Annotated in this window: 27 protein-coding genes, 1 tRNA gene and 2 pseudogenes; 24 read left to right on the forward strand and 6 right to left on the reverse strand. The window is 63.5% G+C overall.

All coding sequences use genetic code 11. The features are described from left to right. Positions 1-98 precede the first annotated feature (98 nt). The 9 genes and pseudogenes from AC0NID_RS07740 (at position 99) to AC0NID_RS07780 (ending at position 7,491) form a co-directional block, all read left to right on the forward strand. Complete coding sequence (locus tag AC0NID_RS07740; RefSeq protein WP_473452665.1) at positions 99-626, forward strand: TRAP transporter small permease; 528 nt, start codon at positions 99-101, stop codon at positions 624-626. Between the two features lie 2 nt (positions 627-628). After that, entirely contained in the window at positions 629-1,909 is a 1,281-nt protein-coding gene (locus tag AC0NID_RS07745) for a TRAP transporter large permease (RefSeq protein WP_473452375.1), read from the forward strand. Between the two features lie 9 nt (positions 1,910-1,918). Next, positions 1,919-2,695, forward strand: coding sequence for a FadR/GntR family transcriptional regulator (locus AC0NID_RS07750; protein ID WP_473452377.1), 777 nt, complete (start codon positions 1,919-1,921; stop codon positions 2,693-2,695). 14 nt (positions 2,696-2,709) lie between these two features. Then, the gene (gene kduI, locus AC0NID_RS07755) at positions 2,710-3,567 is read left to right on the forward strand and encodes a 5-dehydro-4-deoxy-D-glucuronate isomerase (protein WP_473452379.1); all 858 of its coding nucleotides are present in this window, start codon (positions 2,710-2,712) and stop codon (positions 3,565-3,567) included. Then, on the forward strand, positions 3,564-4,331 hold the full coding sequence (gene kduD / locus AC0NID_RS07760; protein WP_473452381.1) for a 2-dehydro-3-deoxy-D-gluconate 5-dehydrogenase KduD: 768 nt from the start codon (positions 3,564-3,566) through the stop codon (positions 4,329-4,331). The genes kduI and kduD overlap by 4 nt, the downstream gene beginning before the upstream one ends. 27 nt (positions 4,332-4,358) lie before the next feature. Then, the gene (locus AC0NID_RS07765) at positions 4,359-4,697 is read left to right on the forward strand and encodes a cupin domain-containing protein (RefSeq protein ID WP_473452383.1); all 339 of its coding nucleotides are present in this window, start codon (positions 4,359-4,361) and stop codon (positions 4,695-4,697) included. Between the two features lie 285 nt (positions 4,698-4,982). Further along, positions 4,983-6,812, forward strand: a complete 1,830-nt coding sequence (gene recQ, locus AC0NID_RS07770; protein ID WP_473452385.1) for a DNA helicase RecQ — start codon at positions 4,983-4,985, stop codon at positions 6,810-6,812. A 105-nt stretch (positions 6,813-6,917) separates the two neighbouring features. Continuing rightward, complete coding sequence (locus tag AC0NID_RS07775; RefSeq protein WP_473452387.1) at positions 6,918-7,142, forward strand: antitoxin MazE family protein; 225 nt, start codon at positions 6,918-6,920, stop codon at positions 7,140-7,142. Then, positions 7,139-7,491: pseudogene (locus AC0NID_RS07780) on the forward strand (type II toxin-antitoxin system PemK/MazF family toxin). Before AC0NID_RS07775 ends, AC0NID_RS07780 begins: the two are co-directional and overlap by 4 nt. Positions 7,492-7,522: 31 nt before the next feature. On the opposite strand, the gene AC0NID_RS07785 reads toward AC0NID_RS07780, so the two are convergent. Together AC0NID_RS07785 and AC0NID_RS07790 are read right to left on the reverse strand one after the other, a co-directional pair. Further along, positions 7,523-7,846, reverse strand: a complete 324-nt coding sequence (locus AC0NID_RS07785; protein ID WP_473452389.1) for a hypothetical protein — start codon at positions 7,844-7,846, stop codon at positions 7,523-7,525. A 125-nt stretch (positions 7,847-7,971) separates the two neighbouring features. After that, entirely contained in the window at positions 7,972-8,901 is a 930-nt protein-coding gene (locus AC0NID_RS07790) for an alpha/beta fold hydrolase (protein ID WP_473452391.1), read from the reverse strand. Positions 8,902-9,092: 191 nt separating this feature from the next. Here AC0NID_RS07790 and AC0NID_RS07795 point away from each other — a divergent pair, with 191 nt between their 5' ends. Further along, a complete protein-coding gene (locus tag AC0NID_RS07795) occupies positions 9,093-10,097 on the forward strand; it encodes a Tim44 domain-containing protein (protein WP_473452393.1) in 1,005 nt (334 codons plus the stop codon). Positions 10,098-10,121: 24 nt separating this feature from the next. Here the strand turns inward: AC0NID_RS07795 and AC0NID_RS07800 are convergent. Beyond that, positions 10,122-10,762 (reverse strand): annotated as a pseudogene (locus AC0NID_RS07800) (class I SAM-dependent methyltransferase). A gap of 164 nt (positions 10,763-10,926) precedes the next feature. Here AC0NID_RS07800 and AC0NID_RS07805 point away from each other — a divergent pair. From AC0NID_RS07805 to AC0NID_RS07815, 3 genes are all read left to right on the forward strand, one after another. Continuing rightward, the gene (locus AC0NID_RS07805) at positions 10,927-11,523 is read left to right on the forward strand and encodes a TetR/AcrR family transcriptional regulator (RefSeq protein ID WP_473452395.1); all 597 of its coding nucleotides are present in this window, start codon (positions 10,927-10,929) and stop codon (positions 11,521-11,523) included. A gap of 75 nt (positions 11,524-11,598) precedes the next feature. Continuing rightward, positions 11,599-12,171 carry a DUF308 domain-containing protein gene (locus AC0NID_RS07810; protein ID WP_473452397.1) on the forward strand — a complete coding sequence of 191 codons (573 nt, stop codon included), beginning with the start codon at positions 11,599-11,601 and terminating at the stop codon, positions 12,169-12,171. Positions 12,172-12,301: 130 nt separating this feature from the next. Continuing rightward, positions 12,302-12,832, forward strand: a complete 531-nt coding sequence (locus AC0NID_RS07815; RefSeq protein ID WP_473452399.1) for a dihydrofolate reductase family protein — start codon at positions 12,302-12,304, stop codon at positions 12,830-12,832. A gap of 27 nt (positions 12,833-12,859) precedes the next feature. Here AC0NID_RS07815 and AC0NID_RS07820 read toward each other — a convergent pair. Continuing rightward, a tRNA-Ser gene (locus AC0NID_RS07820) sits at positions 12,860-12,949 on the reverse strand. A 308-nt stretch (positions 12,950-13,257) separates the two neighbouring features. Between AC0NID_RS07820 and AC0NID_RS07825 the strand changes: the two genes are divergently transcribed. The 3 genes from AC0NID_RS07825 to AC0NID_RS07835 all read left to right on the forward strand — a co-directional run bounded on the left by AC0NID_RS07825 (position 13,258) and on the right by AC0NID_RS07835 (position 15,019). Continuing rightward, positions 13,258-13,944, forward strand: coding sequence for a 50S ribosomal protein L21 (locus tag AC0NID_RS07825; RefSeq protein ID WP_473452401.1), 687 nt, complete (start codon positions 13,258-13,260; stop codon positions 13,942-13,944). Between the two features lie 100 nt (positions 13,945-14,044). Next, positions 14,045-14,314, forward strand: a complete 270-nt coding sequence (rpmA, locus tag AC0NID_RS07830; RefSeq protein WP_473452403.1) for a 50S ribosomal protein L27 — start codon at positions 14,045-14,047, stop codon at positions 14,312-14,314. A 117-nt stretch (positions 14,315-14,431) separates the two neighbouring features. Further along, positions 14,432-15,019, forward strand: a complete 588-nt coding sequence (locus AC0NID_RS07835; protein ID WP_473452405.1) for a GNAT family N-acetyltransferase — start codon at positions 14,432-14,434, stop codon at positions 15,017-15,019. A 210-nt stretch (positions 15,020-15,229) separates the two neighbouring features. Here the strand turns inward: AC0NID_RS07835 and AC0NID_RS07840 are convergent, their stop codons facing one another. Beyond that, a complete protein-coding gene (locus tag AC0NID_RS07840) occupies positions 15,230-16,099 on the reverse strand; it encodes an endonuclease/exonuclease/phosphatase family protein (RefSeq protein ID WP_473452407.1) in 870 nt (289 codons plus the stop codon). A 158-nt stretch (positions 16,100-16,257) separates the two neighbouring features. Between AC0NID_RS07840 and obgE the strand changes: the two genes are divergently transcribed. From obgE to AC0NID_RS07865, 5 genes are all read left to right on the forward strand, one after another. Beyond that, positions 16,258-17,289: a GTPase ObgE gene (gene obgE / locus AC0NID_RS07845; RefSeq protein ID WP_473452409.1), complete on the forward strand. Its 1,032-nt coding sequence runs from the start codon at positions 16,258-16,260 to the stop codon at positions 17,287-17,289. 2 nt (positions 17,290-17,291) lie between these two features. Further along, complete coding sequence (gene proB, locus AC0NID_RS07850) at positions 17,292-18,455, forward strand: glutamate 5-kinase (protein WP_473452411.1); 1,164 nt, start codon at positions 17,292-17,294, stop codon at positions 18,453-18,455. Positions 18,456-18,458: 3 nt separating this feature from the next. Further along, positions 18,459-19,745: a glutamate-5-semialdehyde dehydrogenase gene (locus tag AC0NID_RS07855; protein WP_473452413.1), complete on the forward strand. Its 1,287-nt coding sequence runs from the start codon at positions 18,459-18,461 to the stop codon at positions 19,743-19,745. Between the two features lie 205 nt (positions 19,746-19,950). Further along, positions 19,951-20,583: a nicotinate-nucleotide adenylyltransferase gene (locus tag AC0NID_RS07860; RefSeq protein ID WP_473452415.1), complete on the forward strand. Its 633-nt coding sequence runs from the start codon at positions 19,951-19,953 to the stop codon at positions 20,581-20,583. Between the two features lie 100 nt (positions 20,584-20,683). After that, entirely contained in the window at positions 20,684-21,976 is a 1,293-nt protein-coding gene (locus tag AC0NID_RS07865; protein ID WP_473452417.1) for an MFS transporter, read from the forward strand. Between the two features lie 23 nt (positions 21,977-21,999). Here AC0NID_RS07865 and AC0NID_RS07870 read toward each other — a convergent pair whose 3' ends face one another. Then, positions 22,000-22,854 carry a mechanosensitive ion channel family protein gene (locus AC0NID_RS07870; protein ID WP_473452419.1) on the reverse strand — a complete coding sequence of 285 codons (855 nt, stop codon included), beginning with the start codon at positions 22,852-22,854 and terminating at the stop codon, positions 22,000-22,002. A gap of 240 nt (positions 22,855-23,094) precedes the next feature. On the opposite strand from AC0NID_RS07870, the gene rsfS reads away from it, so the two are divergent. The 3 genes from rsfS (at position 23,095) to AC0NID_RS07885 (ending at position 25,560) form a co-directional block, all read left to right on the forward strand. Then, positions 23,095-23,472, forward strand: a complete 378-nt coding sequence (gene rsfS, locus AC0NID_RS07875; RefSeq protein ID WP_292168005.1) for a ribosome silencing factor — start codon at positions 23,095-23,097, stop codon at positions 23,470-23,472. 109 nt (positions 23,473-23,581) lie between these two features. Beyond that, on the forward strand, positions 23,582-24,064 hold the full coding sequence (rlmH, locus tag AC0NID_RS07880) for a 23S rRNA (pseudouridine(1915)-N(3))-methyltransferase RlmH (protein ID WP_473452421.1): 483 nt from the start codon (positions 23,582-23,584) through the stop codon (positions 24,062-24,064). Between the two features lie 146 nt (positions 24,065-24,210). After that, positions 24,211-25,560, forward strand: coding sequence for a murein hydrolase activator EnvC family protein (locus tag AC0NID_RS07885; protein WP_473452423.1), 1,350 nt, complete (start codon positions 24,211-24,213; stop codon positions 25,558-25,560).

Here is a 25,560-nt window from a genome sequence, read left to right on the forward strand (position 1 = left end):
GGGCGGCGCGGGCACTCCGCGTCGCCTTCCTCTTGCGGAGAGAACCCGTGCCCTCCAGCCCAGAACGGAGACCGCCCCTGTCCGGCGTCGCGGGCGTGATGTCGCGTGTCAGCACCGCGGCGCTGTGGATCGCCGGCATCGGACTGGTGCTGATGACCGCCTTCGTCGCCTGGCAGGTGTTCGGCCGCTATGTTCTGAACCGCTCGCCGAGCTGGACCGAGCAGGGTTCGGTGATGCTGATGAGCTGGTTCATTTTCCTCGGCGCTGCCGTCGGGGTGCGCGAGAACTATCACCTCGGCTTCGACGTCCTGCTTTACGTGCTGCCGAAAGGCGGCAAGCGTTGGCTGAGGATGATCTCGGACCTCGTCGCGCTCGCCTTCGGCATCGGCATGATCTGGTATGGCGGCCAGCTGGTCGCATTGACCTGGGGCACCACCTTGCCGTCGCTCGGCATATCGGGGGGCTGGGACTACGTCCCGCTTGTCGCGGGAGGCGTGCTCATCGTGCTCTTCACGCTGGAGCGTATCGTGCTTCGCCTCTCCGGCGCGCCGGTTGACGATGCGCTCGATGAACTGCCGCCGGCGGAAGTCGCAGCCGAACTCGACACGGCGAACGTGAAGGTCTGACCATGGAACTCTGGATACTCTTCGGCGTCTTCACCCTTCTGATGCTCATCGGCACGCCGATCGCCTTCTGCCTCGGCGTCGCAAGCTTTGCCACCGTCCTCTATATGGGCCTGCCGCCGCTCATCGTCTTCCAGCGCCTGAATTCCGGCATGAGCGTCTTTTCGCTGCTGGCCATTCCCTTTTTCATCTACGCCGGCGACTTGATGGTGCGCGGCGGCATCGCCAGCAAGATCGTTGCCTTTGCCGGCTCGCTTGTCGGCCACATGCGTGGCGGCCTCGGTCAGGTCAACATCGCGACCGCTACGCTGTTCGGCGGCATTTCGGGCTCCGCGGTGGCGGAAGCCGCGGCGGTAGGCGGCCTGATGATCCCGCAGATGAAGGCGCGTGGATATGGAGCGGATTACGCGGTCAACGTAACGTCAATGGCGGCGCTGATCGCGCTGCTCCTGCCGCCGTCGCACAACATGATCATCTACTCGATTTCGGCAGGCGGAAAGATCTCCATCGCAGACCTGTTCACGGCCGGCGTCATCCCGGGCCTGTTATTGGCTCTGGCACTGATGATCACCGCCTATTTCGTGGCGCGCTCCCGCGGCTATCCGACCGAGCCGTTTCCGGGCTTCACCGCCGTCGCGCATCTCTTCGCCGTCGCGGTGCCCGGCCTGCTGCTGATCGCGATCATCTTCGGCGGCGTGCGATCGGGCATTTTCACGGCCACCGAGAGTTCCTGCATCGCCGTCATCTATGCGTTGCTCGTTACCGTCTTGGTTTACCGGCAGATGACTTGGGAAGGTTTCGTTCATGCCACCCATGGTGCCGTGCGCACCACGGCCATGGTGCTGCTCATCATCGGCATGGCGGCGGCGTTCTCGTGGTTGATGGCCTTCCTGAAAGTGCCGGCGGCGCTCATAGCCTCGATGAACGCGGTCTCGGAAGATCCGCTGGTCGTGCTTCTCCTGCTCAACATCCTGATGCTGTTCCTCGGCACCTTCATGGACATGGGACCGACGATCATCATCTGCACGCCTATCTTCCTGCCCGTGGCACAGGCCTACGGCGTCGATCCGGTGCACTTCGGCGTCATCATGATCCTCAATTTCGGTATCGGGCTGAACACGCCGCCGGTGGGCGCAGTGCAGTTCGTGGCGTGCGCAGTGGGCAAGATATCCGTCTGGGAAGCGATGCGCTCGATCTGGCCATTCTATGGGGCAGGCCTCGTGGTGCTGGGGCTCGTCACCTACATTCCGGCCATCTCGCTGTGGCTGCCGAGCGTCTTCAAATAGGGGTTGGCAATGGCATCGGATACGGCGACCAGCCTGAAGGTGGAACGCAAGCCCAAGCTGTCGGAGACCGTGGTCGCGGCGATCCGCAAACAGCTGCAGGCGGGCGAGATCCAGCCGGGTCAAAAGCTGCCGACCGAGGGCCAGCTGACTGAAACCTTCGGGGTCAGCCGCACCGTCATCCGCGAGGCGCTGGCCAAGCTTGCCGCCGACGGTCTGGTCGAGCCGCGCCAGGGCGCCGGCGTCTTCGTCACCGAGCATATCTCGACGATGTTCGGCGTGCTGGCCGCGGACATGGGAGCCAAGGATTCGATCGCGCTCAACGTGCTCGAGGTGCGCCTGGCGATCGAGATCGAATCCGCCGGGCTCGCCGCCATCCGTCGCAACGCCGCGCAGGAAGCAGGGATCCAGGAAGCCTTCTTCGAGTTCGAGCGGCTTCTGCTGAACAGCGAGCCGACGGGCCCAGCCGACCTTGCCTTCCACCGCGCCATCGCCAGCGCCACCAACAACCCGTTCTATGTCGAGATGCTCGACGTGCTCGGTCGGCGCGCCATTCCTTGCGACGTGACGTCGCCGTGGTCCACCGAACTCGCCCAATCCGACGTCTATCAGCGCGGGCTGCAACGCGAGCATCTGGTGATCCTGAACGCAATTACGGCAGGCGATGCCGAGGCCGCTCGCGAGGCCATGCGCGCGCATCTCACCGCCAGCCAGCAGCGCTATCGCGAGCGCTTGCACGCACGCCAGGTTTTTTATGCCGACTCGGTCAAGGCCGCGGCAACCGAATGATCAATGAGGCAGTAATGAATCAGACCGACAATCACACGGACTTCACCTCGCGCTTCGCCGTCGACCCTGTTACCGCCGCGGCGATGGGGACGGACGAGCTCCGTCATAATTTCCTGATAGGAGGCCTGTTCCAGTCAGGCCGCATCGACCTGACCTATACCCACTACGACCGCATGATCGTCGGCGGCGCCATGCCGGCCGGGACACCGCTTCCGCTGCAGGCGATCAAGCCGACCGGGACGAAGAATTTTCTCGATCGCCGCGAAATGATCGCCGTCAACATCGGCGGCGCCGGCACCGTGAAGGCCGGCGGCCAGTCCTACGATCTGCGGGCGCGCGACATGCTGTATCTCGGCATGGGCGCCAATGAGGTGTCGTTCGCCTCAGTCGATCCGGCCGAGCCGGCCAAGTTCTATCTGCTCAGCGCGCCGGCGCACCAGAGTCATCCCAGCAGACTGATCCGCATCGGCGACGCCAAGCGGCTCGACCTTGGTAGCCAGGCGACCTGCAACGAGCGCTCGATCTTCCAGTTCATCCACGCCGAGGGCGTGAAAACCTGCCAGCTCGTCGTCGGCATGACCCAGCTTGCCTCAGGCTCGGTCTGGAACACCATGCCGTGCCATGTGCATGACCGGCGCATGGAAGCTTATCTCTATTTCGACTTGCCGGAGGCGGCGCGTGTCTTTCATTTCATGGGCGAGCCGGACGAGACCCGCCATCTGGTCATGCGCAACGAGGAAGCGGTGCTGTCGCCGGGATGGTCGATCCATTCAGGCGCCGGCACTTCCAACTACGCCTTCATCTGGGCGATGGCCGGCGACAATGTCGACTACACCGATGTCGATCCGGTAGCGATGGAAGACCTGCGGTGAGCAACCTCTCGGCTTTCAGCCTGGTCGGCAAGCGCATCCTCGTCACCGGCGCCAACACCGGCATCGGCCAAGGTATCGCCCTGTCGATCGCCCGCGCCGGTGGTGCTGTGGTCGGCGTCGGCCGCTCTGCAATGGACGAGACCGCGGAAAGGATCGCGGCGGCGGGCGGCCACTTCGAGGCGGTGCGCTGCGACCTCGCCGACCATGCCGCCGCCCAGGCGATGCTCGATCGCGTCTGGGACGAAACCGGGCCGCTCGACGGGCTGGTCAACAATGCCGGCATCATCCGGCGCGCCGACGCCGTCGATCTGACGCAAGCGGATTGGGACGACGTCATGGACGTCAATCTGAAGACGGTTTTCTTTCTCAGTCAGGGCTTCGCCAGACATGTGCTTGCCAATCCCGGACGGCGCGGCAAGATCGTCAACATCGCCTCCGTATTGAGCTTCCAGGGCGGCATCCGCGTCGCCTCCTATACCGCCTCGAAGCACGGCGCGCTCGGGATCACGCGGTTGCTCGCCTGCGAATGGGCGTCGAAAGGCATCAACGTCAACAGCATCGCGCCCGGTTACATCGAAACAAACAACACGCAGGCGCTGCGCGCCGATCCAGACCGCAGCGCCGCCATTCTGGCGCGCATTCCGGCCGGGCGTTGGGGCGAGCCGGAAGACATCGGCGACGCAGCGGTCTTCCTGCTGGCGCCGGCGTCCAACTACATGCACGGCGCAGTGGTGCCGGTGGACGGTGGCTGGCTGGCGCGATGAGGAGCATGCCATGGTGAGGATTTGGCGATGACCGGAACGAAAATCTTCTCGCATGCCGGCGAGGGCGCATGGACGCCGACCCCGGATGGCAATCGCAGGCGCGTGCTACTGCACACGGATGAGCTGATGATGGTCGAGTTCGGTTTCGAAAGGGGCGGTGTCGGTGCGCTGCATTCGCACCCGCATGTTCAGGCGAGCTACGTCGCCGAAGGCCGCTTCGAGGTCACTATCGACGGCAGGACCGAAATCCTGGAAACCGGAAGCAGCTTCATTGTCCCTTCCAATCTGGTCCATGGCGTCAAGGCGCTCGAAGCGGGCCGCCTGGTCGACAGTTTTGCGCCGCACCGGGCCGATTTTATCGGCTGACAGCATTTGCAGGAACGAAATCCCGCGCCTCCGGAGCGGCGCGGGTTGTTGCCTGGCGCCTTGCTGCGCCGCGGTACTCGAAACATCACCGCAGGGCCCGAAGCTGACGAATCTTGGTGAAGATAGGATTAACCGTCCAGAGCGGTGCGTTCTTTGTACGAAAGCGAACAGGGCTGGAATCACGATCCAATATCAGCCAATGAAGGGGATGCTTCTTCAGCCCCTCTCCACGCCGCCTTTCCGGGCGGTGCCGATTGTAGAAATTCCCTGATGCAGATATCGCCAATGAGTGTCCCGGCAGAGGATCCCAAGCGGCGCGTCCTGAAGGACGTGTTCGGCTTCGACGATTTTCGCCCCGGCCAGGCCGCTGTGATAGAGGCGCTGCTGGCCGGGCGTCATGTGCTGACCGTCATGCCGACAGGGGCCGGCAAATCGCTTTGCTACCAGGTTCCGGCGCTGGTTCTGGGCGGGCTCACCATCGTCGTTTCGCCGCTGGTTGCCCTGATGCAGGATCAGGTCGCAGCATTGCGGCTTGCCGGCGTGGAGGCCGATACGATCAATTCCTCGCTCGACCGCGAAGCCAATGTCACGGCATGGCGCCGCGTCGCGGCGGGCCAGTCGCGCCTGCTCTATCTCGCGCCGGAGCGGCTGATGACCGAACGGATGCTCGAGGCGCTCGCCAAGCTCAATATCCGGCTGATCGCTATCGACGAGGCGCATTGCATCTCGCAATGGGGGCCGGCGTTTCGGCGCGACTATGAAGACCTGTCGCGGCTCAGCGGCATTTTCCCTGACGTGCCGATCATCGCGCTGACGGCAACTGCGGACGAGGCGACGCGCACCGACATCGCCGCGCGCCTGTTCGCCGGGCGCGTCGAGAGCCTGGTGCTGGGTTTCGACCGGCCGAACATCAAGCTTGGCATCGAGGCCAAACAGAACAGCAAGCGCCAGTTGCTGGATTTCGTACAGCGTCATGCGGGCCGCAGCGGCATCGTCTACTGCCTGTCGCGCAAGAAGACGGAAGAGACGGCAGCGTTCCTCGAACAGAACGGCGTGCGAGCGTTGGCCTATCATGCCGGCATGAGCAAGGACGCGCGTGAAGCGAATCAAAACGCTTTCATGACCTTGTCCGGCGTCGTGATGGTGGCGACCATCGCCTTCGGCATGGGCATCGACAAGCCTGACGTCGCCTATGTCTTCCACACCGATCTGCCGGGCAGCCTAGAAGCCTACTATCAGGAAATCGGACGCGCGGGTCGCGACGGACGGGCTGCCGAGGCACATATGCTGTTCGGCCTCGGCGATATCCGCATGCGCCGGCTCTTCATCGAGGACGAAGATGCATCGGCCGAGCACAAGCGGCGCTCGCATGGCCGGCTCGATACGCTGATCGGTTATTGCGAGACCGCTCAGTGCCGCCGCCAGATCCTGCTTGGCTACTTCGGTGAACATGCGGCGCCTTGCGGCAATTGCGACAACTGCCTTGACCAGACGCCGCGTGCAAATGGCGAGGCGGAGGCAGGGATCATCCTCACGGTCATCGCGCAGACCGGCGAGCGCTTCGGTGCTGCCCACGTCGTCGATGTATTGCTCGGCCATGAAACCGAGAAGGTCCTGGCCCGGAACCACCACCGGCTTGTCAGCTTCCGGAGCGGTCTAGCGCACAAGAAGGACATGTGGCTGTCGCTGATCCGCCAGCTCGTCACTGGAGGGTTTCTGGTGCCGGTTCCAGGTGGCCATGGCGGCCTCGCCATCGCCGAAAAGGGTCATGCGCTCAGCCGTGGCGAGATCCCGTTCCAGTATCGTGTCGAGACGCGGAGCCGCGCCTCGCGCGCCAAGTTGCATCCTGCTCAGGATGCCGCCGCGGGCACGGAAGACCTGGATACCGCGCTGTTGGCCACGCTCAAAGCGGCACGGCTGCGCCTCGCCCGGGAGCGCCAAGTGCCGGCCTTCGTGATCTTCTCCGATCGCACGCTGATCGATATGGCCGCACGCTGCCCGCGCGACCTCGACGCATTCGCCGCCGTCAATGGCGTCGGCGCCGCGAAGCTTGGGGAATTCGGCGAGATCTTCCTCGGCGCAATCGCTGCGCATCAATCCGGAGTGTCAGTCTGAGGTCTCCATTACGCTGTCGCAGCCTCGGCGGGGTTTTCCGACGAAGGGACTGGCCAAAGCTCGCCCTCCGCGACAGGTTACATGTAACCATTTAGGAGAACCGTCATGGCCTGGGCATCGAAGCCTAAGCCCTCAGGCACGAAGGTGCGGGAACATCGTGAGCGTTTGCGACGGCAAGGTCTGCGCCCCATACAGATTTGGGTGCCGGACGTGCGTGCGCCGGCCTTCCGTTCGGAAGCGCATCGCCAGTCACTGGCGGTCGCGGCAAGCGCCCATGCAAGCGAGGATCAGGCGTTCATCGATGCGGTATCGGATTGGGTCGATGAATGAGACGTGGCGATATCTGGACGGTCGCCTGCGGCAAGGATTACGCCGGCAAGCCGCGCCCCGTCGTCATCATCCAGGATGACAGTTTCGATGCGACGGATTCGATTACCATCTGCGGCTTCACGACCGACGAGACGGACGCGCCATTATTCCGTCTGGCCGTCGAACCAAATGAGCGCAATGGGCTGCTCCCGTCTGCCGACTGATGGTGGACAAAATCACCACTGTCCCGAAATCCAAGGTCGGCGCGCATATCGGGCGGTTGGACGACGCGGACATCCTGCGCGTCAATCAGGCCGTCATCGTTTTCCTCGGCTTGGCCGTGTCGCCGAGAAAGCCGGGACGGCGATAACCGGGTCCATCGAGCGGACATAATTCCGCAATCAGCACTTGCTTCTCCTCACCGCCGCGATCGCAGCCTCCTGCTGCCGCAACTGCTCGATTTTCGCGCTCTGGCGGGCGGTGACGGTGGACGCGACACGGCGGGCTCCCCATAGCCAGCCCGGAATGTTGGCCTTGGTGACTTTGCCCCGGGTGATCGCGGTCGCCGACATCTCCTTGGCGACTTCCCCCATGGCCACGTTGAGTTCAACGCAACTCATCCTGTCGTATTTCGCGGTATCAAGAGATGCGTGAAGGGGCGACGCGCAACCGCCAACAAACACGAGGCTGCATAGCAGAGGCCTGGCCGTAGAGATCGTCTTCATTTCTTACCGAGCATGTTTGACCCCGGACGGGCGACTACCAGAGATATCCCGGCCGCGGATCGCCGCGCGTTCCCGAGATCCCGTGTAACTTGCGCCTCCACACTATCCCCACTCCGTCTCGCGCGTCATTCCCCTATTTGTCCTCCTCTTTGCTTTCCCCCTGTTTCGCCCTCGAAGAATTTTGAGAGAGCCGCCGCGGTCTGGCGAGGGTACTCTTCCGGAAAGAAATGCCCGCCTCTGACAGGACCTCCTTCAACTCTGTCGGCCCATTTTCTCCAGATAGCCAGCGGCCCGCCTTCCTCCGCGTACCAGCTCTCCAGGCCGCCTTCGCCACTCCATAGCGTCAGCAGCGGACACCCGATGCGGCGTCCGTTTGACTGGTCCAGCGCGTCATGTTCACGATCGACCGTGGCGGCGGCGCGGTACTCTTCGCAAATCGCATGAACATGTGCGGGATCGCGAAGCGCATCGACGTAGGCGTCCCTGATGTCCGCAGAAAACACATCTGCGGACGATCCCCAATGCGCAATCGAATTGTCGACGACGGCATCGGGCGCCGCGCCTATCAGTCGCTCCGGCAGAGGCTCCGGTTGCGCAAGAAGGCTCCACGGCCAGAAGCCGAGAGCCAGTCTGGCGTCCGCCCTATCCCACGCAGCGGCGGTCGGGATGACGTCGAGGACCGCGACTTTGGAGACTTCAGAGGGATGGTCGAGTGCCAGACGATAAGCGACCCGTCCGCCACGATCATGCCCGGCAATCATGAACCGCTCAAACCCCAACCGCTTCATGACTTGAACCATGTCGCTGGCCATGGCGCGTTTGGCGTATGGGCTATGATCGGCAGATGAGACCGGGCACCCGCTTTGCCCGTAGCCTCGCAGGTCGGCGGCAACCACCGTAAAGCGTGGTGCCAATGCCACGGCGGTATCCCTCCACATCAGATGCGTTTCGGGAAAACCATGAAGCAGCAGCAGCGGCGGACCCGTCCCGCCGACTCTTGCGAAAATGGTCGTTTCGTCCAGTTGCAAGCTGGTGGCTCTAAAACCTGCAAACACTGTTCGTCTCCCTCGGCGTGCCTCGGGCAACAACGCACAACGTTGCGGAAGGATCACGGTCAGCTGCCGTGCCTGGTGGAGAGGTGGTCCTGAATTTTCCTCAATGGCTGGACGCGGAAGGTGCGTGCCACTGATATTTCGATCGGCGCACCCCATATGACCGGGAACAGTGTCGCTTAAGGGTTGCTATGATGATTTCGCGGTCGAGCCGGTTTGCAGTTTTGTTTGCAGGACTGTTCCTGGCATTTTCCATGGTCGCGGCTGATCACGCCGAGGCGCGCCGTGGCGGCAGCTTTGGCAGCCGCGGCACGCGTACGTTCCAGTCGGTCCCGCCGACCAGAACGGCGCCGCAGCCGGCGGCGCCGGTCGAGCGCTCGATGACGCCCAATACCGCAACGAACAACGCGGCCCGCCAGACGCAGACATCCCAACGACCGGGGCTATTCAACGGTCTCGGCGGTTCGATGATGCGCGGCCTGCTGCTCGGCGGCCTGATCGGCCTTCTTTTGGGCCGGGGGTTCGGCGGCTTGGCTGGCATGTTGGGTCTGCTGCTTCAAGGACTGCTGATCGGCGGCGCTATCATGCTGATCATCCGCTTTTTCCGGTCGCAATCAGCACGCAATCCCGCCATGGCCGGTGTTCCGCGGGGCATGGGGAACTTCGGGCGAAGCGCAGCAACCCAGCCCAACGCGGCCAACGTCTCATCCTTCCCCTTTCCAGGCATCGGGTCTGGATCTAGCGGATCTGGGCTTGGCGGGTCTGGGTTTGGCCGGGCGGCTCCAGCCTCCGATGAAATCACAATGACGCCGGCCGACCTCGACACCTTCCAGCAACGGTTGACGGAAGTTCAGGAAGCCTTCGGGCGCGAAGATCATGCCGGCTTGCGCCGGCTGGCGACCCCCGAGATGGTGTCCTACCTGTCCGAGGAACTTGCCGACAATGCGAAAAAGGGCATCAGGAACGACGTGTCTGATATCAGCCTGCTGGAGGCCGATATTGCTGAGAGCTGGCGGGAAGATGATCGCGACTACGCCACGACCGCCTTGCGCTACGAGTCTCACGACGTGATGCGCGATCGCGCCAGCGGCGAGATCGTCGCGGGCCAAGCCGATCGACCGACGGAAACAACCGAACTATGGACCTTCACGCGCCAAAACGGTGGTGACTGGAAGCTCGCGGCAATACAGCAACCCTGACCGATACACTGCAGCCTCGGCCGCTCACGTCCTCTTGCGAGCCACGATGTAAGGACGGTTCTCGTTGCCCTTCGTTGCGTGGCTTTCAGTGGCAAGAACGTCGAAGCCCGCGGCAGATATCTGCTGGCTCACGCCTGCCGCGCGAAAGACGCCTGCATGGGGTGCTTTGCCGATCGCGCGCATCGCGGGCAACAGGCAAGCCGGAAGAGTGGGTTCATATCGCCGACGCAAGGTATCTTGGAGATAAACAGGCCCTCCGCTGCAAGCAAGGCGTGGATGGGCCGCAGCGTGCCAGGCAGGTCGCGGACCAGATGGAGGTAGTTGAATCCCAGAACCGCGTTGAACCGCGCCGCGTCAGGCGTGAGCGCCTCCACGGTCGCGGTGCGGAAGACGAGGCCCGGTATGCGGCCGGCGGCGTGTTTCTCGTTGACGATCGCGATCATTTCAGTGGAAATATCCGTCGCAAGATAGTCTTGAACATCGCCCGCGAGCCGGAGCGCTTTTGTTCCCGTTCCGCAGCCCAGTTCCAACACGCTGTCGCCTGGTTCCAACAGGGCGCGGGTCCGGTCCAGCGTGCGCTCATCTCCGGCCCGATCCGCAATCGCGCTCATGGCGTATTTCCGCGAACTCCGGTCCCAGAAACGGGCGTCGCTCGCTATGCTCAGGATGGTTGCTCAGTTCGCGACCTTGCCCTATTCGGCATTAAGTTCAGCAATTAAGAATGGTCGGAAGCGGGTCGTGCCCGCTCAATTCAAGCCCGCAGCTCTCTCTGTTTGTCGATCGAGTTGCAGGGGCTTGACGGTCAACCTACCAGAAGGTAGGCAAGGGCATGAGCAACCTATCTTCCACCTCTGACGACATACTGGCTTGCGCGCGTTCTCTGATCGTCTCTGGCGGCTACAACGGTTTCAGTTATGCCGACATCGCTGAGGTGGTTGGGATTCGCAAGGCGAGCATCCATCACCATTTCCCAAGCAAAGTCGATCTGGTCCGGACGCTGGTTGCGCGGTATCGGGAAGAAGCTGAAGCCGGGATGTCGAATCTCGAACTTCAGGTTTCCGATCCGCTCGAACAGCTTCGGCTCTACGTTGGGTATTGGGAAGCCTGCATCGCGGCCGCCAGCGCTCAGTTTTGTGTCTGCGCGGTGTTGGCAAGCCAGCTTCCCGATCTACCCGAGGAAGTTGGCCTCGAGGTTCGGGCGCATTTCCGCTCCCTGTCAGCGTGGCTGACATCCGTGCTGGAGCGCGGCGCGCGGCGCGGCCAAGTTCAACTGATGAGCACCCCTCGTGCCGAGGCTGAAACGTTCATGGCAACGGTTCACGGCGCGATGCTTTCGGCGCGGGCCTATGGCGATCCGAAGATATTCGGCGTGGTGACAGGCCCGCTCTTGGAGCGACTCGCTCCGCACCCCCCGATACGGTCCTAGATCAAATAATCATAGCCGTGATCGCTCTGCGACGTTCGTCGAGAGCCTCTACCTACTAGTTGAAAGGACGACCCAATGACGCTTCACAGTGGTGTTTCCGGCACCAGCCAGGAACAATGGCTGAAGCTCTATTATTTCGCTCGGACAGCGTTCTCGGTCGTCTGGGTGACAGCTGCCTTTACGGTGGGACGGAATTCCTGGGTGATCGCGGCAGTTTTACTCGTGGCTTATCCTGCATGGGATGCCCTCGCCAATTTTGCCGACGCATCGCGCAGCGGAGGATTGGGACAGAATCGCACGCAGGCTGTCAACGTCGTGGTCAGCGTGGTGACAACGCTTGCGATCGTTCTCGCGCTGAAGATGAGCATGAGTTGGGTGCTCGGGGTATTTGGCGTATGGGCGATCCTGTCTGGCCTGCTTCAACTCGGCACCGCGGTCCGCCGTTGGAAGAGTAATGGCGCGCAGTGGGCGATGATCCTGAGCGGAGGACAATCGGCGCTGGCAGGCGCGTTCTTCATCGTGCAGGCGCGGATGCCGATGCCGCCATCCATCACCAGCGTGGCCGGCTACGCCGCGGTAGGCGCCTTCTACTTCCTGGTTTCGGCGGTGTGGCTGAGCGTGGGCCAATTGCGGCGGAAGGCTGCATAGACTGCCACCCCAAGCGGTCACCCAGTTATTTCGCCAAACCGACAAGCGGCGCGCAGTTTGCCGTGACTTCACTTTCAGCGCCACACCGCGGCATACTGTCGTGAGGACCTTGGGATGGAGATCTTGCAGCATGGCGAGGATCGTCTTCGGAATGAACCAGTCCCTGGACGGCTATGTCGACCACCAGGAATTTGCGCCAAGTCCCGCGCTCTTTCGTCACTGGATAGGGCACGTGCGCGACCTGACGGGCAGTGTGTACGGCCGCCGCATGTACGAAGTCATGCGCTATTGGGACGAAGACCGTCCCGAGTGGAGTGCGGAGCAACACGAGTTCGCGGCGGTATGGAAGCGACAACCGAAGTGGGTCGTGTCGCGCTCGTTGAAGTCGGTCGGTCCCAACGCCACGCTTGTGGATCACGACGTCGAGGCGGTGGTACGTGGCCTGAAAGCCCGGCTCGCGGGAGAGATCGCAGTTTCCGGACCAGACCTGGCACGAAGCCTAACCGAGCTTGGCCTTATCGATGAGTATCGGTTCTACTTTCACCCCATCGTGCTCGGTCACGGCAAGCCATTCTTTGCCGGCCCACGGCAGCCGCTCCGGCTCGTTTCCACCGATATCGTGGGCGAGGATACGGTTAGGCTGACGTACGTTCCTGCCTGATCAGGCGGCAATCCGGCGTGCTGAAAATGGCGGAGAGGGAGGGATTCGAACCCCCGATGGGCTTGCACCCATGCCGCATTTCGAGTGCGGTGCATTCGACCACTCTGCCACCTCTCCGCGGTCATGGTCCGCCGTTGCCGACGCGGCGCACTAGATAACGGCTGGACAGGCAGGTTACAAGGGCCAATCTGCCCGGCGATCCGGCTTCTTGTCAGGCTTGCCGTCGAGGTCTCGATGTTGTCGCGCGCCTGGCCTAATTACGCCGTTCGCCTTGACTTGCGCCCGACCTTCGGTTAGGGACAGCGCGCAATCGGCGTGGAGGGTTCTTCCGCGCCGCTTGTTTTTTGAACCCGCAGACTGACAAAAAGACGGCCGAACCGCCAGATGCGGTTCATCGAGGCCGACCGAACAGCGAAAGGCAAAAAATGTTCGCAGTCATCAAAACGGGCGGCAAGCAGTATCGCGTCGCCGCCAACGATCTCCTGAAGATCGAAAAAGTCGAAGGCCAGGTCGGCGATATCGTCGAGATCGGCCATGTGCTCGCGCATGGCGAGGGCGAGAATGTGACGTTCGGCGCGCCGTTCGTCGACGGCGCGATGGTCACCGCCGAAGTCGTCGAGCAGGGCAAGAACCGCACGGTCATCGCCTTCAAGAAGCGCCGCCGGCAGAATTCGCGCCGCAAGATCGGCCATCGCCAGCTTTTGACCACCGTGCGGATCGCCGAGATCCTGCTGGGTGGCGCCAAGCCGGCGAAGAAGGCCGCCGCCAAGACCGAAGCGAAAGCCGAGGCTGCTGCAACGACCGAGGCGAAGGCCGAGGCCGCTCCGAAGAAGGAAGCCAAGGCCGAGGCCGCGCCGAAGAAGGAAGCCGAGGCAACCGAAACCGCCGCTCCGCTGTTCAAGGCACCGAAGGGCGAGCCGGACGATCTGACCGTGATCAAGGGCATCGGCCCGGTCGCGGCCGGCCAGTTGAACGAACAGGGCATCACGACCTTCGCCCAGATCGCCAAGCTGTCCGACAAGGATATCGCCAAGATCGACGAGCATATGCCGTTCAGCGCCGACCAGATCAGGGACTGGCGCGAGCAGGCTAAGGAACTGGCGAAGAAGTAAAGCGAACCGGCGCGATCGTCGCCGGATCGGACTTGAAACGGAACGCGAACGCGTTCATAAGACCCTTTAGGCGCCCCTGCGGCGCATCGGAGTTAGTTAGATGGCACACAAGAAAGCTGGCGGTTCGTCGCGCAATGGTCGCGACTCCCGTTCCAAGCGGCTCGGCGTGAAGAAGTTCGGCGGCGAAGCCGTGATTCCGGGCAACATCATCATTCGTCAACGCGGTACCTCGTGGCATCCGGGCGTCAATGTCGGCATGGGCACGGATCACACCCTGTTTGCGCTCGAAGCTGGCGCAGTCACCTTCAACAAAAAAGCCAATGGCCGAACCTACGTATCGGTGAACCCGATGACGAAGGCAGCGGAGTAGCCGGTTCCGCACGAGAACACCGGCACCCATCTCGGGACCGGTGTCTGGCCAAGCCAGGAAAAGGATCAGGGGAGATGGGTTTCCATCTCCCCTTTTCTTTTTGCCTGGAGGACTGACATGGTTGCCGAAGCGGACGACACAGACGGTGAAAGTTACGCGATAGATTGCCCGGTGCTCGCGACCGAGCGGCTGGTCATGCGGGCGCCGCGCGAAAGCGACATCGAGCAACTGGTGGCGCTCGCCGACAACCGCCATGTCGCCGAAATGCTGGCCCGCATGCCGCACCCCTATGGCGAGGCCGAGGCACGCGCCTTCCTCGCCATGGCGGCATCGCGCCGGGCCGGGATCGCCTATGCCTTGACGCTGGCCGGCACCGAAATCTTCGTCGGTTGCGCCGGCCTCAACACCACCGACCGCGGGCTGGAACTCGGCTACTGGATCGGCGAGCCCTACTGGAAGCGCGGCTATGCGACGGAGGCCGCACACGTGCTGGTCGACCTCGCCTTCCAGAAGACGGCGATCCAGGTGCTGCATGCCTCGACGCGGGTCATCAATCCGGCCTCGCGCCGGGTCATCCACAAATGCGGTTTCCAATATGCCGGCCAGGGTATGCTGAACTCGATCGTTGCCGGCCAGGTGCCGGTCGAGCGCTACCGTCTCGATCGCAAGACCTGGACCAGCCTTCGGAACTGGGTGCATTTCTAGGCGCGTCGATATTCAGGTGAGGCCGGCCTGCAAATGGCGGTTTTCTGCGCTTCCGGTGCTCACGTAGTACGCTCCGCTCCGGTTCTCGGAAACCGTCATTTTCGACTCGGCTTGACCTGAATCTCAACACACCTCGGCGCATGGCCTCGAACCAAAGATTCCGAAAGGATCATTGTGAATTCAAAAGTCGGTTGCGAACCAAACTGGGGGTCAGGCCATCTCGACCCAGACCGGCAGGTGGTCCGAGCCGACCGCCTGCCGGTCGACCCACAGCCGCTTCAGCGATTTGGCGAGCGAGGCGCTGGTGAAGACATAGTCGATGCGCTTGTGGCGGCTGGCGTCGTCGGGCCGCTTGGGATCGACCCAGGTGACGAGATCGGCATCTGTGGCGGCGAGGCGCGCGGCGGCATCGACGGCAAGATCCGCGGTCACAGGCATGCCGAATTCATGATCCGGGCTGCCGGCGAGTTCGACATATTCGGGCGATGCGGCGAGCATATTAAGATCGCCCATGACGACGAAGGCTTCGGGACAAGGCAGGTCCGGCAGGCCGACCTCGGCGACGCCCGACAGCGCGCCGCCCTCGATCGCATAGTTCAGCAGGCGCCGGCGCAGAAACCGGATCTGGCTTAAGCGTTCGACCGGGCTGCGATGGTCGAGATGGGTGGAATAGAAGCGGATGAAACCAAGCGGCATTTCGATCAGCGCCTCCAGCGCGCCGCGCTGGAAATTCATCACGTCGAAACTGCGGCTGCGCGGCAAGAGGAGATTGCGCGACAGATGAACGGGCGTTTTCGACAGCACCATGTTGCCGAGCTGGAAAGTGGTCGTGATGGCGCGGCCGTTTTCCAGACGCGAGCCGAGATTGGCCTCGAAATTGCTGCCGTAGACGGCGAAGTATTCCGGCAGCGCCTCGCCGAGCTCGGCCACCATGTCTCGGCCGCCATTGTTGGGGTTGTTGCGCGAGACCTCCTGCAGCGCGATCACATCGGCGCCGCGCACGGAATCGGCGATGCGGCCGACATCGTAGCGGCCGTCGAGGCCGACGCCGTAGTGGATGTTGTAGGTTACGAGCTTCATTCCGACATGTCTCCGGGCCTGGTGCGGCGAATCCGAAATTCGAACCTTGGCCCGTCCAAAAGGGACGCACGGCGCCGCAGTCGCAAAACGGCCTCGCCCTTTGCCCCACCTTGGTTTAGAGCAATCCCCCAAAGCCATAGCAGAAACTCGACAATCCGATGAAATTTCTCGATCAAGCCAAGGTCTACATCCGCTCCGGCGATGGCGGCGCCGGTTCGGTGTCGTTCCGGCGCGAAAAGTTCATCGAGTTCGGCGGTCCCGACGGCGGCGATGGCGGTCGCGGCGGCGATGTCTGGGTGGAGGCGGTCGATGGGCTGAACACGCTGATCGACTATCGATATCAGCAGCATTTCAAGGCCAAGACCGGCACGCATGGCATGGGCCGCAACATGACTGGCGCCAAGGGCGCCGACGTGACGCTGAAAGTGCCGGTAGGAACGCAGGTCTTCGCCGAAGACAACGAGGCGCTTATCTGCGACCTGACCGTGGTCGGCCAACGCTTCCTTTTGGCCAAGGGCGGCAATGGCGGCTTCGGCAACCAGCATTTCAAGACCTCGACCAACCAGGCGCCGCGCCGCGCCAATCCGGGCTTGCCGGGCGAAGAGCTCAACATCTGGCTCAGGCTCAAGCTGATCGCCGATGCCGGCCTGGTCGGCCTGCCCAATGCCGGCAAGTCGACTTTTCTGGCCGCCGTGACCGCGGCCAGGCCGAAGATCGCCGACTATCCCTTCACCACACTGCATCCGGGCCTCGGCGTGGCCCGCGTCGACGGGCGCGAGTTCGTCATCGCCGACATTCCCGGCCTGATCGAAGGCGCGCATGAAGGCGTCGGCATCGGCGACCGTTTCCTCGGCCATGTCGAACGCACGCGTGTCCTACTGCACCTCGTCTCCGCGCAAGAGGAAAATCCGGGGAAGGCTTACAAGACCGTGCGCGCCGAACTCGACGCCTATGGCCATGGGCTGATCGAGAAGGTCGAGATCGTAGCGCTTTGCCAGATCGACACGCTCGACGCCGACGCGCGTAAGAAGAAGGTCGCTTCGCTGAAACGTGCCGCCGGCCGCCCGCCAATGCTTTTGTCCGCTGTCACTGGCGAAGGCGTTGAGGCCGTTCTGCGCGCGCTGATGGCTGTCGTGGCCGAGGCACGTGAAGCTGTCGCTGCTCCAGTCGAGACGCGTTGGAACACATAGCGATGACCGCGCAGTCGCTGAGAAAATACCGGCGCATCACCGTCAAGATCGGCTCGGCGCTGCTTGTCGACCGCACGACGGGCCTGAAGCGCGACTGGCTGGCCTCGCTTGCCGACGACATCGTCGTGCTGGCCGACGGCGGCGCCGAAATCCTTGTCGTGTCTTCCGGCGCCATTGCACTCGGTCGCACCATTCTCGGCCTTGGCAAACGGGCGCTGAAGCTCGAGGACAGCCAGGCGGCGGCCGCCGTCGGGCAGATCGCGCTGGCCGGCGCCTGGTCGGATGCGCTCGGCAAGGGCGGCTTGAAATCGGGCCAGATCCTGTTGACGCTCGGCGACACCGAGGAGCGCCGCCGCTATCTCAATGCACGTGCGACGATCTCGACGCTGCTGAAGATGAAGGCGGTGCCGGTCATCAACGAGAACGACACGGTGGCGACCTCCGAAATCCGCTATGGCGACAACGACCGGCTGGCGGCACGCGTCGCCACCATGATGGGCGCTGACTTGCTGGTGCTGCTCTCCGACATTGACGGGCTCTACACGGCGCCTCCGGCGCGCGACCGGCAAGCGCGGTTCATTCCGGTCGTCGATCGCATCACCCCCGACATCGAGGCGATGGCGGGCGCGGCCGCTTCGGAGCTTTCACGCGGCGGCATGCGCACCAAGCTCGACGCCGGCAAGATCGCCACCGCCGCCGGCACCGCCATGATCATAACCGCCGGCACGCGGCTGTCGCCGCTGATGGCGATCGAGCGTGGCGAGCGGGCGACGTTCTTCCGGCCGAGCGCCAATCCGGTCAAAGGCTACAAGACGTGGATTGCCGGGCAGCTCGAACCAGCCGGCCGGCTGACCGTCGACGCCGGCGCCATCACTGCGCTGCTGTCGGGCAAGTCGCTGCTGCCGGCCGGCGTCAAGCTGGTCAGCGGCAATTTCTCGCGCGGCGACACGGTGGCGATCCTGTCGCCCGAGGGGCGCGAGGTCGCGCGCGGACTGGTTGCCTATGATGCCGCCGATGCCGTAAGGATCGCTGGCTTGAAGACTACCGAGATCGAATCGGTGCTTGGCTACGAAGCGCGATCGGCAATGATCCACCGCGACGACCTTGTGGTGAGCCATGCCGGTGACCAAGTACGGACGGGTGACCAAGTAACGAGCGGAGGATGAGCCATGCTGAAGCTGCATGAAAAATCCCGGGGCGACACCGCAGCAACGATGGCCGATATCGGCCGCCGCGCGCGGGCCGCCGCCCGACCGCTGGCCATCGCCACGACCGCCGCCAAGAACGCGGCGCTTGTCGCCATGGCGGAGGCAATTGTCGCCCGGGAACGGGACATTCTCGATGCCAATGCCATCGACACCAGGAATGGCGAGGAGTCAGGCCTGTCGGCGGCGCTTATGGATCGGCTGAAGCTCGATCCCGCTCGTATCCGGGCCATGGCCGATGGCATCAAAGAGATCGCCGAATTGCGCGATCCGGTCGGCGACGTGATTGCCGCATGGGACCGGCCGAACGGGCTGCATATCGAGCGGGTGCGCACGCCGCTCGGTGTCGTCGGCGTTATCTATGAGAGCCGGCCGAACGTGACGGCCGATGCAGGGGCACTCTGCCTCAAGGCCGGCAATCCGGTGATCCTGCGCGGCGGCTCGGATTCGCTCAATTCGTCGGCCGCGATCCATGCTTGCCTGGTCGAGGGGCTGAAGGCGGCCAAGCTGCCTGAGGAGGCTGTCCAGTTGGTGCCGACCACCGACCGCGCCGCCGTCGGCGAGATGCTGAAAGGGCTTTCCGGCAATATCGACGTGATCATTCCGCGCGGCGGCAAGAACCTGGTCGAGCGCGTCCAGAACGAGGCGCGGGTGCCGGTCTTCGCTCATCTCGAGGGCATCTGCCATCTCTACATCGACCGCTCGGCCAAGCTCGATATGGCGGTCAGTATTGCGGTCAACGCCAAGATGCGGCGCACCGGAGTCTGTGGCGCGGCCGAGACGCTGCTGGTCGACCGCGCTATTGCCTCCACCCATCTCGTGCCGATCCTCGAGGCGTTGCGCGCGGCAGGGTGCGCAATCCACGCCGATACCGAGGTGCTGAAGGTTTTTGCCGACGCCAAGCCTGCGACCGATGCCGACTGGGTGAGGGAATATCTAGATGCCATCATCGCGGTGAAGCTCGTCGATGGCGTTGCCGATGCGATCGAGCATATCGAGAATTTTTCCTCGCATCACACCGAGGCGATCGTTGCCGAGGATGCGAATGCCGTCGAACGGTTCTTCAACGAGATCGATTCGGCGATCCTTCTGCACAATGCCTCGACCCAATTCGCCGATGGCGGCGAATTCGGGATGGGCGCCGAGATCGGCATCGCCACCGGCAAAATGCATGCACGCGGCCCGGTCGGCGTCGAGCAACTGACCTCGTTCAAGTACCGCGTGCGCGGGACGGGACAGGTGAGGCCTTGACGCTATTTGCTCAAAGAACCTGAAGTTTTGCGCCCAGCCACCCCCCTCTGTCCTGCCGGACATCTCCCCCGCAAGGGGGGAGATTGGCTGCTTCTCCCTTGGCGCCCTTATTGCGACGCCGGCGATTGGCAAAGGTCTATGCGACATCCGATCTCACCCCATGCGGGGGAGATGTCCGGCAGGACAGAGGGGGGTGCCTAGCGCGATGCTGTCCCCTTCCGAGTCCGCCGTTCCCTCCCGCTATCTCAAGATGCCGCATGCCGGAAAAGGCCTGGCCGTCGGCCTGTTCGGCGGCTCGTTCAATCCCGCCCATGCCGGTCATTCGCTGGTCGCGGAGATTGCGCTCAGACGCCTGGCGCTCGATCAGTTGTGGTGGATGGTGACACCGGGCAATCCGCTCAAGAGCGCGCGGGAGCTGGGGCCGCTGGCCGAGCGGCTGCGCCTGTCCGAGCGGATCGCCAGGAACCCGAAGGTCAAGGTCACCGCCTTCGAGGCGGCCCATCATGTCCGCTTCACCGCCGACACGCTGGCTCTGGTCAAGGCGCGCAATCCTGGTGTCGACTTCGTCTGGATCATGGGCGCCGATTCCTTGCGCGATTTCCACCGCTGGCAGCGCTGGCGCCAGATCGTGATGACGTTCCCGATCGCAGTGATCGATCGCCCGGGTGCTACGCTGTCGTTCCTGTCGTCGGTCGTTGCCAAGACCTTCGACTACGCGCGCGTCGACGAGGGCGACGCGCCACGGCTCGCCCGCATGAAAGCGCCGGCCTGGACCTTCATCCACGGTCCGCGCTCGTCGCTGTCGTCGAGCGCGATCCGCGAGATGGCGAAGGGCTGAGCCTGCACGGACTTGCCGTCTCCGCAAGGAGAGAAGGCTTACCCGGCCATGTCGCATTTGCGGCGGCCTTTCTCCGATCCGTGGGCGATCCTGTGCGATCATGACGATTCTCGAGCGAAACCAGACAAGACGCGACCCGGAGCAGCGCAGCCCGACGCCGGCGATCGCGATCGCCAGCGTCGTGCTGTCGATGGCGCTGGTCGCCGTCGGCAACGGACTGATGTTCGCCTACATTCCGGTCCGGCTCGGCGCCGAGGGTTTCGATCCGACCTGGGCCGGGCTGATCGTCACAGGCCTTTCGGCCGGCGGCCTGGCAGGCTGCATCCTGACCGGGCCGTTGGTGCGCAGAGTGGGGCATGCTCGCGCGTTCATGGTGCTGTCGGCGCTGATCGTGCTGTCGAACGCCGCCGTCGGGGCCGGGCCGCACCCGCTGTCGTGGATCGCGGCACGCGCACTCTATGGCTTTGCCATATGCGGCCTGTTCATCGTCGCGCAAAGCTGGCTGAACGATGTCGTCGCCAACGCCATACGCGGCAGGGTCATGGCCTTCTTCTACGTCGCCTATGTCGCCGGGCTGGGCGTCGGCTACTCCACACTGGCGCTGATCGATATAAGGGCCGCGGACGCGCCGCTGATCGGCATCGCCTTCACCGCGCTGTCGATCCTGCCCGTGGGACTGACGCGGCTCGCCCAGCCGCCGCCACCGCAGGCGGCGTCGGTCGCACTTGGCCGGGCCTGGCGGATTTCGCCGGTGGGCGTCGCCGGCATGGTTGCCGTTGGCGGCCTGTCGATGACGATTTCGGGTTTCGCGCCGATCCATGCCACGGCCAAGGGCTACAGCCAGGCGGATGTGGCGCTGCTGCTGTCGGCGATGCCGGTCGGCACATTGATCCTGCAGATCCCGCTCGGCTGGATTTCCGACCGCACCGACCGGCGCTTCGTGCTGGTCGCTGCTTCGGCGCTTGCCCTGGTGGCGGGCCTGTTCGCCCTCGGCTTCGACGGTGGTGCGCTGGCGGCGCTGGTCGTCATCTATGTGGTCTGGGACGGCGCGTCGGAATCGATCTATTCGCTCGCCAGCGCACATGCGGCCGACCGCTCCGGCAAGGATGATATGGTGGCGTTGTCCAGTTCGCTTCTGTTTGCGTGGTCGTTGTCCGGCTTCATCGTTCCCGGCATCGTGACCGGGCTTTCCGCTGTCTATGGAACGCAGGCCTTCATCTATGTGGCCATCGTCATTGCCACCCTTTTTTGCCTGTTCGTGCTGTGGCGTGTGGTGGCGATGTCGCCTGTTCCTGCCGCCGAGACCGGCAATTTCGCGCCGATGACGGCGCAGGCGCCGCTGCCGGTCGATCTTGCCTTTCCGTCGGAAGAGCAGCGTCGCGCGGACAAATAGACCTACGCTGGGGATTGATCATCTCACTGTCTGGTGCCAGCTTCCGGCCGTGGCGCCTCCGGCGGCGGCGCGGGAATCGAAATGCCTTCGCTGTCGAAAGCCTGCTTGGCGCGTTTGGTGAGATCGATCTGGGTGGCGAAGAAATCCGCAGCCGAGGTCCAGTAGCGCAATGTGATGGCGACGTTGCTGTCGCCGACGGTCGCCACGAATGCAATCGGCGCCGGCTCCCGCCTGACGCGCCGCTCGCTGGCGGCGACGCCAAGCATGGTCTTTTGCGCGAGATCGATATCGTTCCACGAGCCGATGGTCAGCGTGATGTCGCCGCGGCGGGCACCATTGCGCGTGAAGTTGCGGACAGGCTGGTTCCACAGTGTCGAGTTGGGGGCGAGGATGTAGACGCCGTCAACCGTTCTCAGCGTGGTGGCGAACAGCCCGACTTCCTCGATGGTCCCGGCGATGGCGCCGACCTCGACATGTTCGCCGATGCGAAATGGCCGCAGCGCCAAGAGCATGATGCCGGCGGCGATGTTCTGCAGCGTACCCTGCAATGCAAGACCGATGGCCAGGCCGATGGCGCCGATGGCGGCGATGATCGAGGCCGTCTGCACGCCGAACTGGCCGAGCACCATGATGACGACGAGGATCAGGATGGCGTAGCGGGCGATCCTCGAGAAGAAGTGGCGCAGCGTCACGTCGAAGCCATGGATATGGCCAAGGCCGGCAAAGATCGAGCGCTGGGCGAGCCCGGCGACGACGTAGCCGACGACCAGCAGGATGACGGCACCGACGGCCGAGAACAAGTAGGAGACGATCAGGGAACTGAGCTGCGCAAGGCCGGACTGCACGGTGAGAAGAGCGTTTTGAGGGTCGCTGGGCATGGGGGAGTTCCGATGGGGTTCTGAGCCGATAACCATGCGAAGTGCGAAGAGTTCCGATTTTTCTCGGGCGGCGGAACCGGGTGATCGGCCGGTCATTCGGCGATAGCAAGGGCTGCCGTCTTGAAACTGCAACGCAACTCTGCCTATCTAAGGGTGTCGCCTGCTTTAAAGGGTGATTTGGTTGTTCTTGCTGCGAAAGGAAATACACTGAGAACAGCACTGCGGAAGAAGGCCGATATCGTGCCTTCGCCGGCCGGGATCAGCGTAAATGACGCCGTGTCCCGCGCCATCAAGACAGTCCTTGCCAGTCTGGAAGACTCCAAGGCCGAAAACATCGTCTCAATCGACATTCAGGGAAAATCGAGCCTCGGTGACTATATGGTCATCGCGTCCGGCCGATCGCACCGTCATGTCTCGGCTGTCGCCGATCATCTCCTCAAGGCGCTCAAGGATGCCGGACTCGGCACGGCGCGTGTCGAGGGACTGGCTGGCGCCGACTGGGTCCTGATCGATTCAGGCGATGTTATCGTCCACGTCTTCCGTCCCGAAGTCCGCGACTTTTACAATCTCGAAAAGATGTGGCAGGCGCCGGACCTCGAGGAAGAGACCCTTCACTGAGCCGAATTGTTTTGATGCATGTCGTCGTCTCAAAACCGTGACCTCTCCGGGCGTTAGGTTCGAGGGCAGGCTTCTTGGGCGACATGCATAGCGGCTCTTTGAGGTAGGGATGAAGATTATCGTTCATGCCGTGGGCCGAATGAAAACCGGCCCCGAGAAGCAGCTCGCGGACCGTTACTTCGAGCGCTTCGCCAAGAGCGGCCCGGCAATCGGGCTCGAATTCGCCGGCATTGCCGAGACTGCGGAAGGTCGCGCCCAGAGCGCCAGCGAGCGCCGGCGCGAGGAAGGCCAGAAACTGCAGACGCATTTGCAGCCGGGCACCGCGCTGATGCTGCTCGACGAGCGCGGCAAGAACCTTTCCTCCGAGGAATTCGCCGGCCGCATCGGTCTTTGGCGCGACGGCGGGCGCAAGGCGCTGGTCATCGCCATCGGCGGCGCCGACGGTCACGACCAGCCGCTGCGCGATCAGGCCGATCTAATGGTGTCGTTCGGCGCGCTGACATGGCCGCACCAATTAGCCCGTGTCATGTTGGGCGAGCAGCTTTACCGGACGGCCACGATCCTGTCCGGCCATCCCTATCATCGCTCGTGAGTCTTTGCAGCTCCAACCGAAACCGGTGGATTGGCGCGAGCCGCCCGGATTTTAGCCTCAATGCGTCACGAAATTGCTTGCGGTCGGCGGGCTCTCGAACATGGTTGATTGTTCGTTAACGAAGCCACGCATAGAGTCGGGCTTCAATGTCTGAAGGTTGGAAATCGCAAACGGGTTTTTGGCGCGCACGCTGCGGCTTGGCAGCGGCGGCGCTCGTGCTGTCGCTCGGTGCTGCGCGGGCGCAGGACAGGCTCGACATGGCGCCTGACCCGGACCAGAGCCGTGCCGAATACGAACGGGTATCGAAAGAGATCACGCTGTCGTCGGAGCGGCTGGCCAAGCTCGCCGCCGATATGGCGACGGTCAAGAAGGACCATGCCTCGATCACCGCGGCGCTGATCCAATCGGCGATGACCGAGCAGAAGCTCGGCCAGGACATCGAGGATATTGGCGCCAGGCTGGAAGGGCTGAAGGGCGAGGAGCAGAAGATCCGCGCCTCGCTGGCCGCAAGACGCGACGTTCTGGCAGAGGTGCTGGCCGCGCTGCAGCGCATGGGGCTCAATCCGCCGCCGGCCATCCTGGTCAAGCCGGAGGACGCACTGTCATCGGTGCGCAGCGCCATCCTGCTCGGCGCCGTGGTGCCGGAACTGCGCCAGCAGACCGGCATACTGCTGGCGGATCTCAAGGAGCAGTCGCGGGTGACAGGCTCGATCGAGGCGGAGCGGGCGCGGCTGACGGAGGCGGTCGGCGAGCAGACGGCGGAAAAGAAGCGGCTCAGCATGTTGCTTGAAGCCAAGCAGCAGCTCGAGGCCGAGACGGAAGCGGCGCTGGCCGCGGAAAAGCAGCGATCCGCAGCACTTGCGGCCAAGGCCGGCAGCCTGAAGGAACTGATCGCCTCGCTCGAGGCCGACAAGGCCCGCAAGGCAGCCGACGCGGCGAAGGCGGCAAAGCAGAAGACCGCGGACGCCGACAAGGTCCCGGCACAGGATAAGGCCCCGGCACAGACGGAACTGGCGGCCCTGCCGGTGCCGGAAGCCAACCGTCTCACCGCCGCCGCGCCGTTTTCGGCACTTCAGGGGCAGATCGCGCTGCCGGTCACCGGCAAGATCAAGCGGCGGTTCGGGGCCGACAACGGTAACGGCGCAGTGATGCTCGGCGACATGGTTGCGACACAATCGGGAGCCATCGTCACGGCGCCAGCGGACGGAAATGTGCTTTATGCCGGACCTTTTCGCTCCTATGGTCAACTCTTGATCCTGAACGCGGGTGACGGCTATCATGTCGTTCTGGCGGGGATGAGCAGAATCAGCGTCGCGTCTGGTCAGTCGGTGCTCGCAGGAGAGCCGATCGGCGCGATGGGAGAGGCCCGGGTGGCGAGCACCTCGGCATCGAAGAATGGAAATGCCACGCCGGAGCTCTATGTTGAGTTCCGCAAGGATGGAAAACCCGTCGATCCGGCCCCATGGTGGGCGGACCGTTTCTCTGGAAGGACGTGA

Source organism: Mesorhizobium sp. WSM4821 (assembly GCF_055901555.1).

Bases quoted from the DNA above. Each gene is read 5' to 3' on its own strand.
- AC0NID_RS07740 (WP_473452665.1), top strand. From the start codon at position 99: ATGTCGCGTGTCAGCACCGCGGCGCTGTGGATCGCCGGCATCGGACTG.
- AC0NID_RS07745 (WP_473452375.1), top strand. From the start codon at position 629: ATGGAACTCTGGATACTCTTCGGCGTCTTCACCCTTCTGATGCTCATC.
- AC0NID_RS07750 (WP_473452377.1), top strand. From the start codon at position 1,919: ATGGCATCGGATACGGCGACCAGCCTGAAGGTGGAACGCAAGCCCAAG.
- kduI (WP_473452379.1), top strand. From the start codon at position 2,710: ATGAATCAGACCGACAATCACACGGACTTCACCTCGCGCTTCGCCGTC.
- AC0NID_RS07765 (WP_473452383.1), top strand. From the start codon at position 4,359: ATGACCGGAACGAAAATCTTCTCGCATGCCGGCGAGGGCGCATGGACG.
- recQ (WP_473452385.1), top strand. From the start codon at position 4,983: ATGAGTGTCCCGGCAGAGGATCCCAAGCGGCGCGTCCTGAAGGACGTG.
- AC0NID_RS07775 (WP_473452387.1), top strand. From the start codon at position 6,918: ATGGCCTGGGCATCGAAGCCTAAGCCCTCAGGCACGAAGGTGCGGGAA.
- AC0NID_RS07785 (WP_473452389.1), bottom strand. From the start codon at position 7,846: ATGAAGACGATCTCTACGGCCAGGCCTCTGCTATGCAGCCTCGTGTTT.
- AC0NID_RS07795 (WP_473452393.1), top strand. From the start codon at position 9,093: ATGATTTCGCGGTCGAGCCGGTTTGCAGTTTTGTTTGCAGGACTGTTC.
- AC0NID_RS07805 (WP_473452395.1), top strand. From the start codon at position 10,927: ATGAGCAACCTATCTTCCACCTCTGACGACATACTGGCTTGCGCGCGT.
- AC0NID_RS07810 (WP_473452397.1), top strand. From the start codon at position 11,599: ATGACGCTTCACAGTGGTGTTTCCGGCACCAGCCAGGAACAATGGCTG.
- AC0NID_RS07815 (WP_473452399.1), top strand. From the start codon at position 12,302: ATGGCGAGGATCGTCTTCGGAATGAACCAGTCCCTGGACGGCTATGTC.
- AC0NID_RS07825 (WP_473452401.1), top strand. From the start codon at position 13,258: ATGTTCGCAGTCATCAAAACGGGCGGCAAGCAGTATCGCGTCGCCGCC.
- rpmA (WP_473452403.1), top strand. From the start codon at position 14,045: ATGGCACACAAGAAAGCTGGCGGTTCGTCGCGCAATGGTCGCGACTCC.
- AC0NID_RS07835 (WP_473452405.1), top strand. From the start codon at position 14,432: ATGGTTGCCGAAGCGGACGACACAGACGGTGAAAGTTACGCGATAGAT.
- AC0NID_RS07840 (WP_473452407.1), bottom strand. From the start codon at position 16,099: ATGAAGCTCGTAACCTACAACATCCACTACGGCGTCGGCCTCGACGGC.
- obgE (WP_473452409.1), top strand. From the start codon at position 16,258: ATGAAATTTCTCGATCAAGCCAAGGTCTACATCCGCTCCGGCGATGGC.
- proB (WP_473452411.1), top strand. From the start codon at position 17,292: ATGACCGCGCAGTCGCTGAGAAAATACCGGCGCATCACCGTCAAGATC.
- AC0NID_RS07855 (WP_473452413.1), top strand. From the start codon at position 18,459: ATGCTGAAGCTGCATGAAAAATCCCGGGGCGACACCGCAGCAACGATG.
- AC0NID_RS07860 (WP_473452415.1), top strand. From the start codon at position 19,951: ATGCTGTCCCCTTCCGAGTCCGCCGTTCCCTCCCGCTATCTCAAGATG.
- AC0NID_RS07865 (WP_473452417.1), top strand. From the start codon at position 20,684: ATGACGATTCTCGAGCGAAACCAGACAAGACGCGACCCGGAGCAGCGC.
- AC0NID_RS07870 (WP_473452419.1), bottom strand. From the start codon at position 22,854: ATGCCCAGCGACCCTCAAAACGCTCTTCTCACCGTGCAGTCCGGCCTT.
- rlmH (WP_473452421.1), top strand. From the start codon at position 23,582: ATGAAGATTATCGTTCATGCCGTGGGCCGAATGAAAACCGGCCCCGAG.
- AC0NID_RS07885 (WP_473452423.1), top strand. From the start codon at position 24,211: ATGTCTGAAGGTTGGAAATCGCAAACGGGTTTTTGGCGCGCACGCTGC.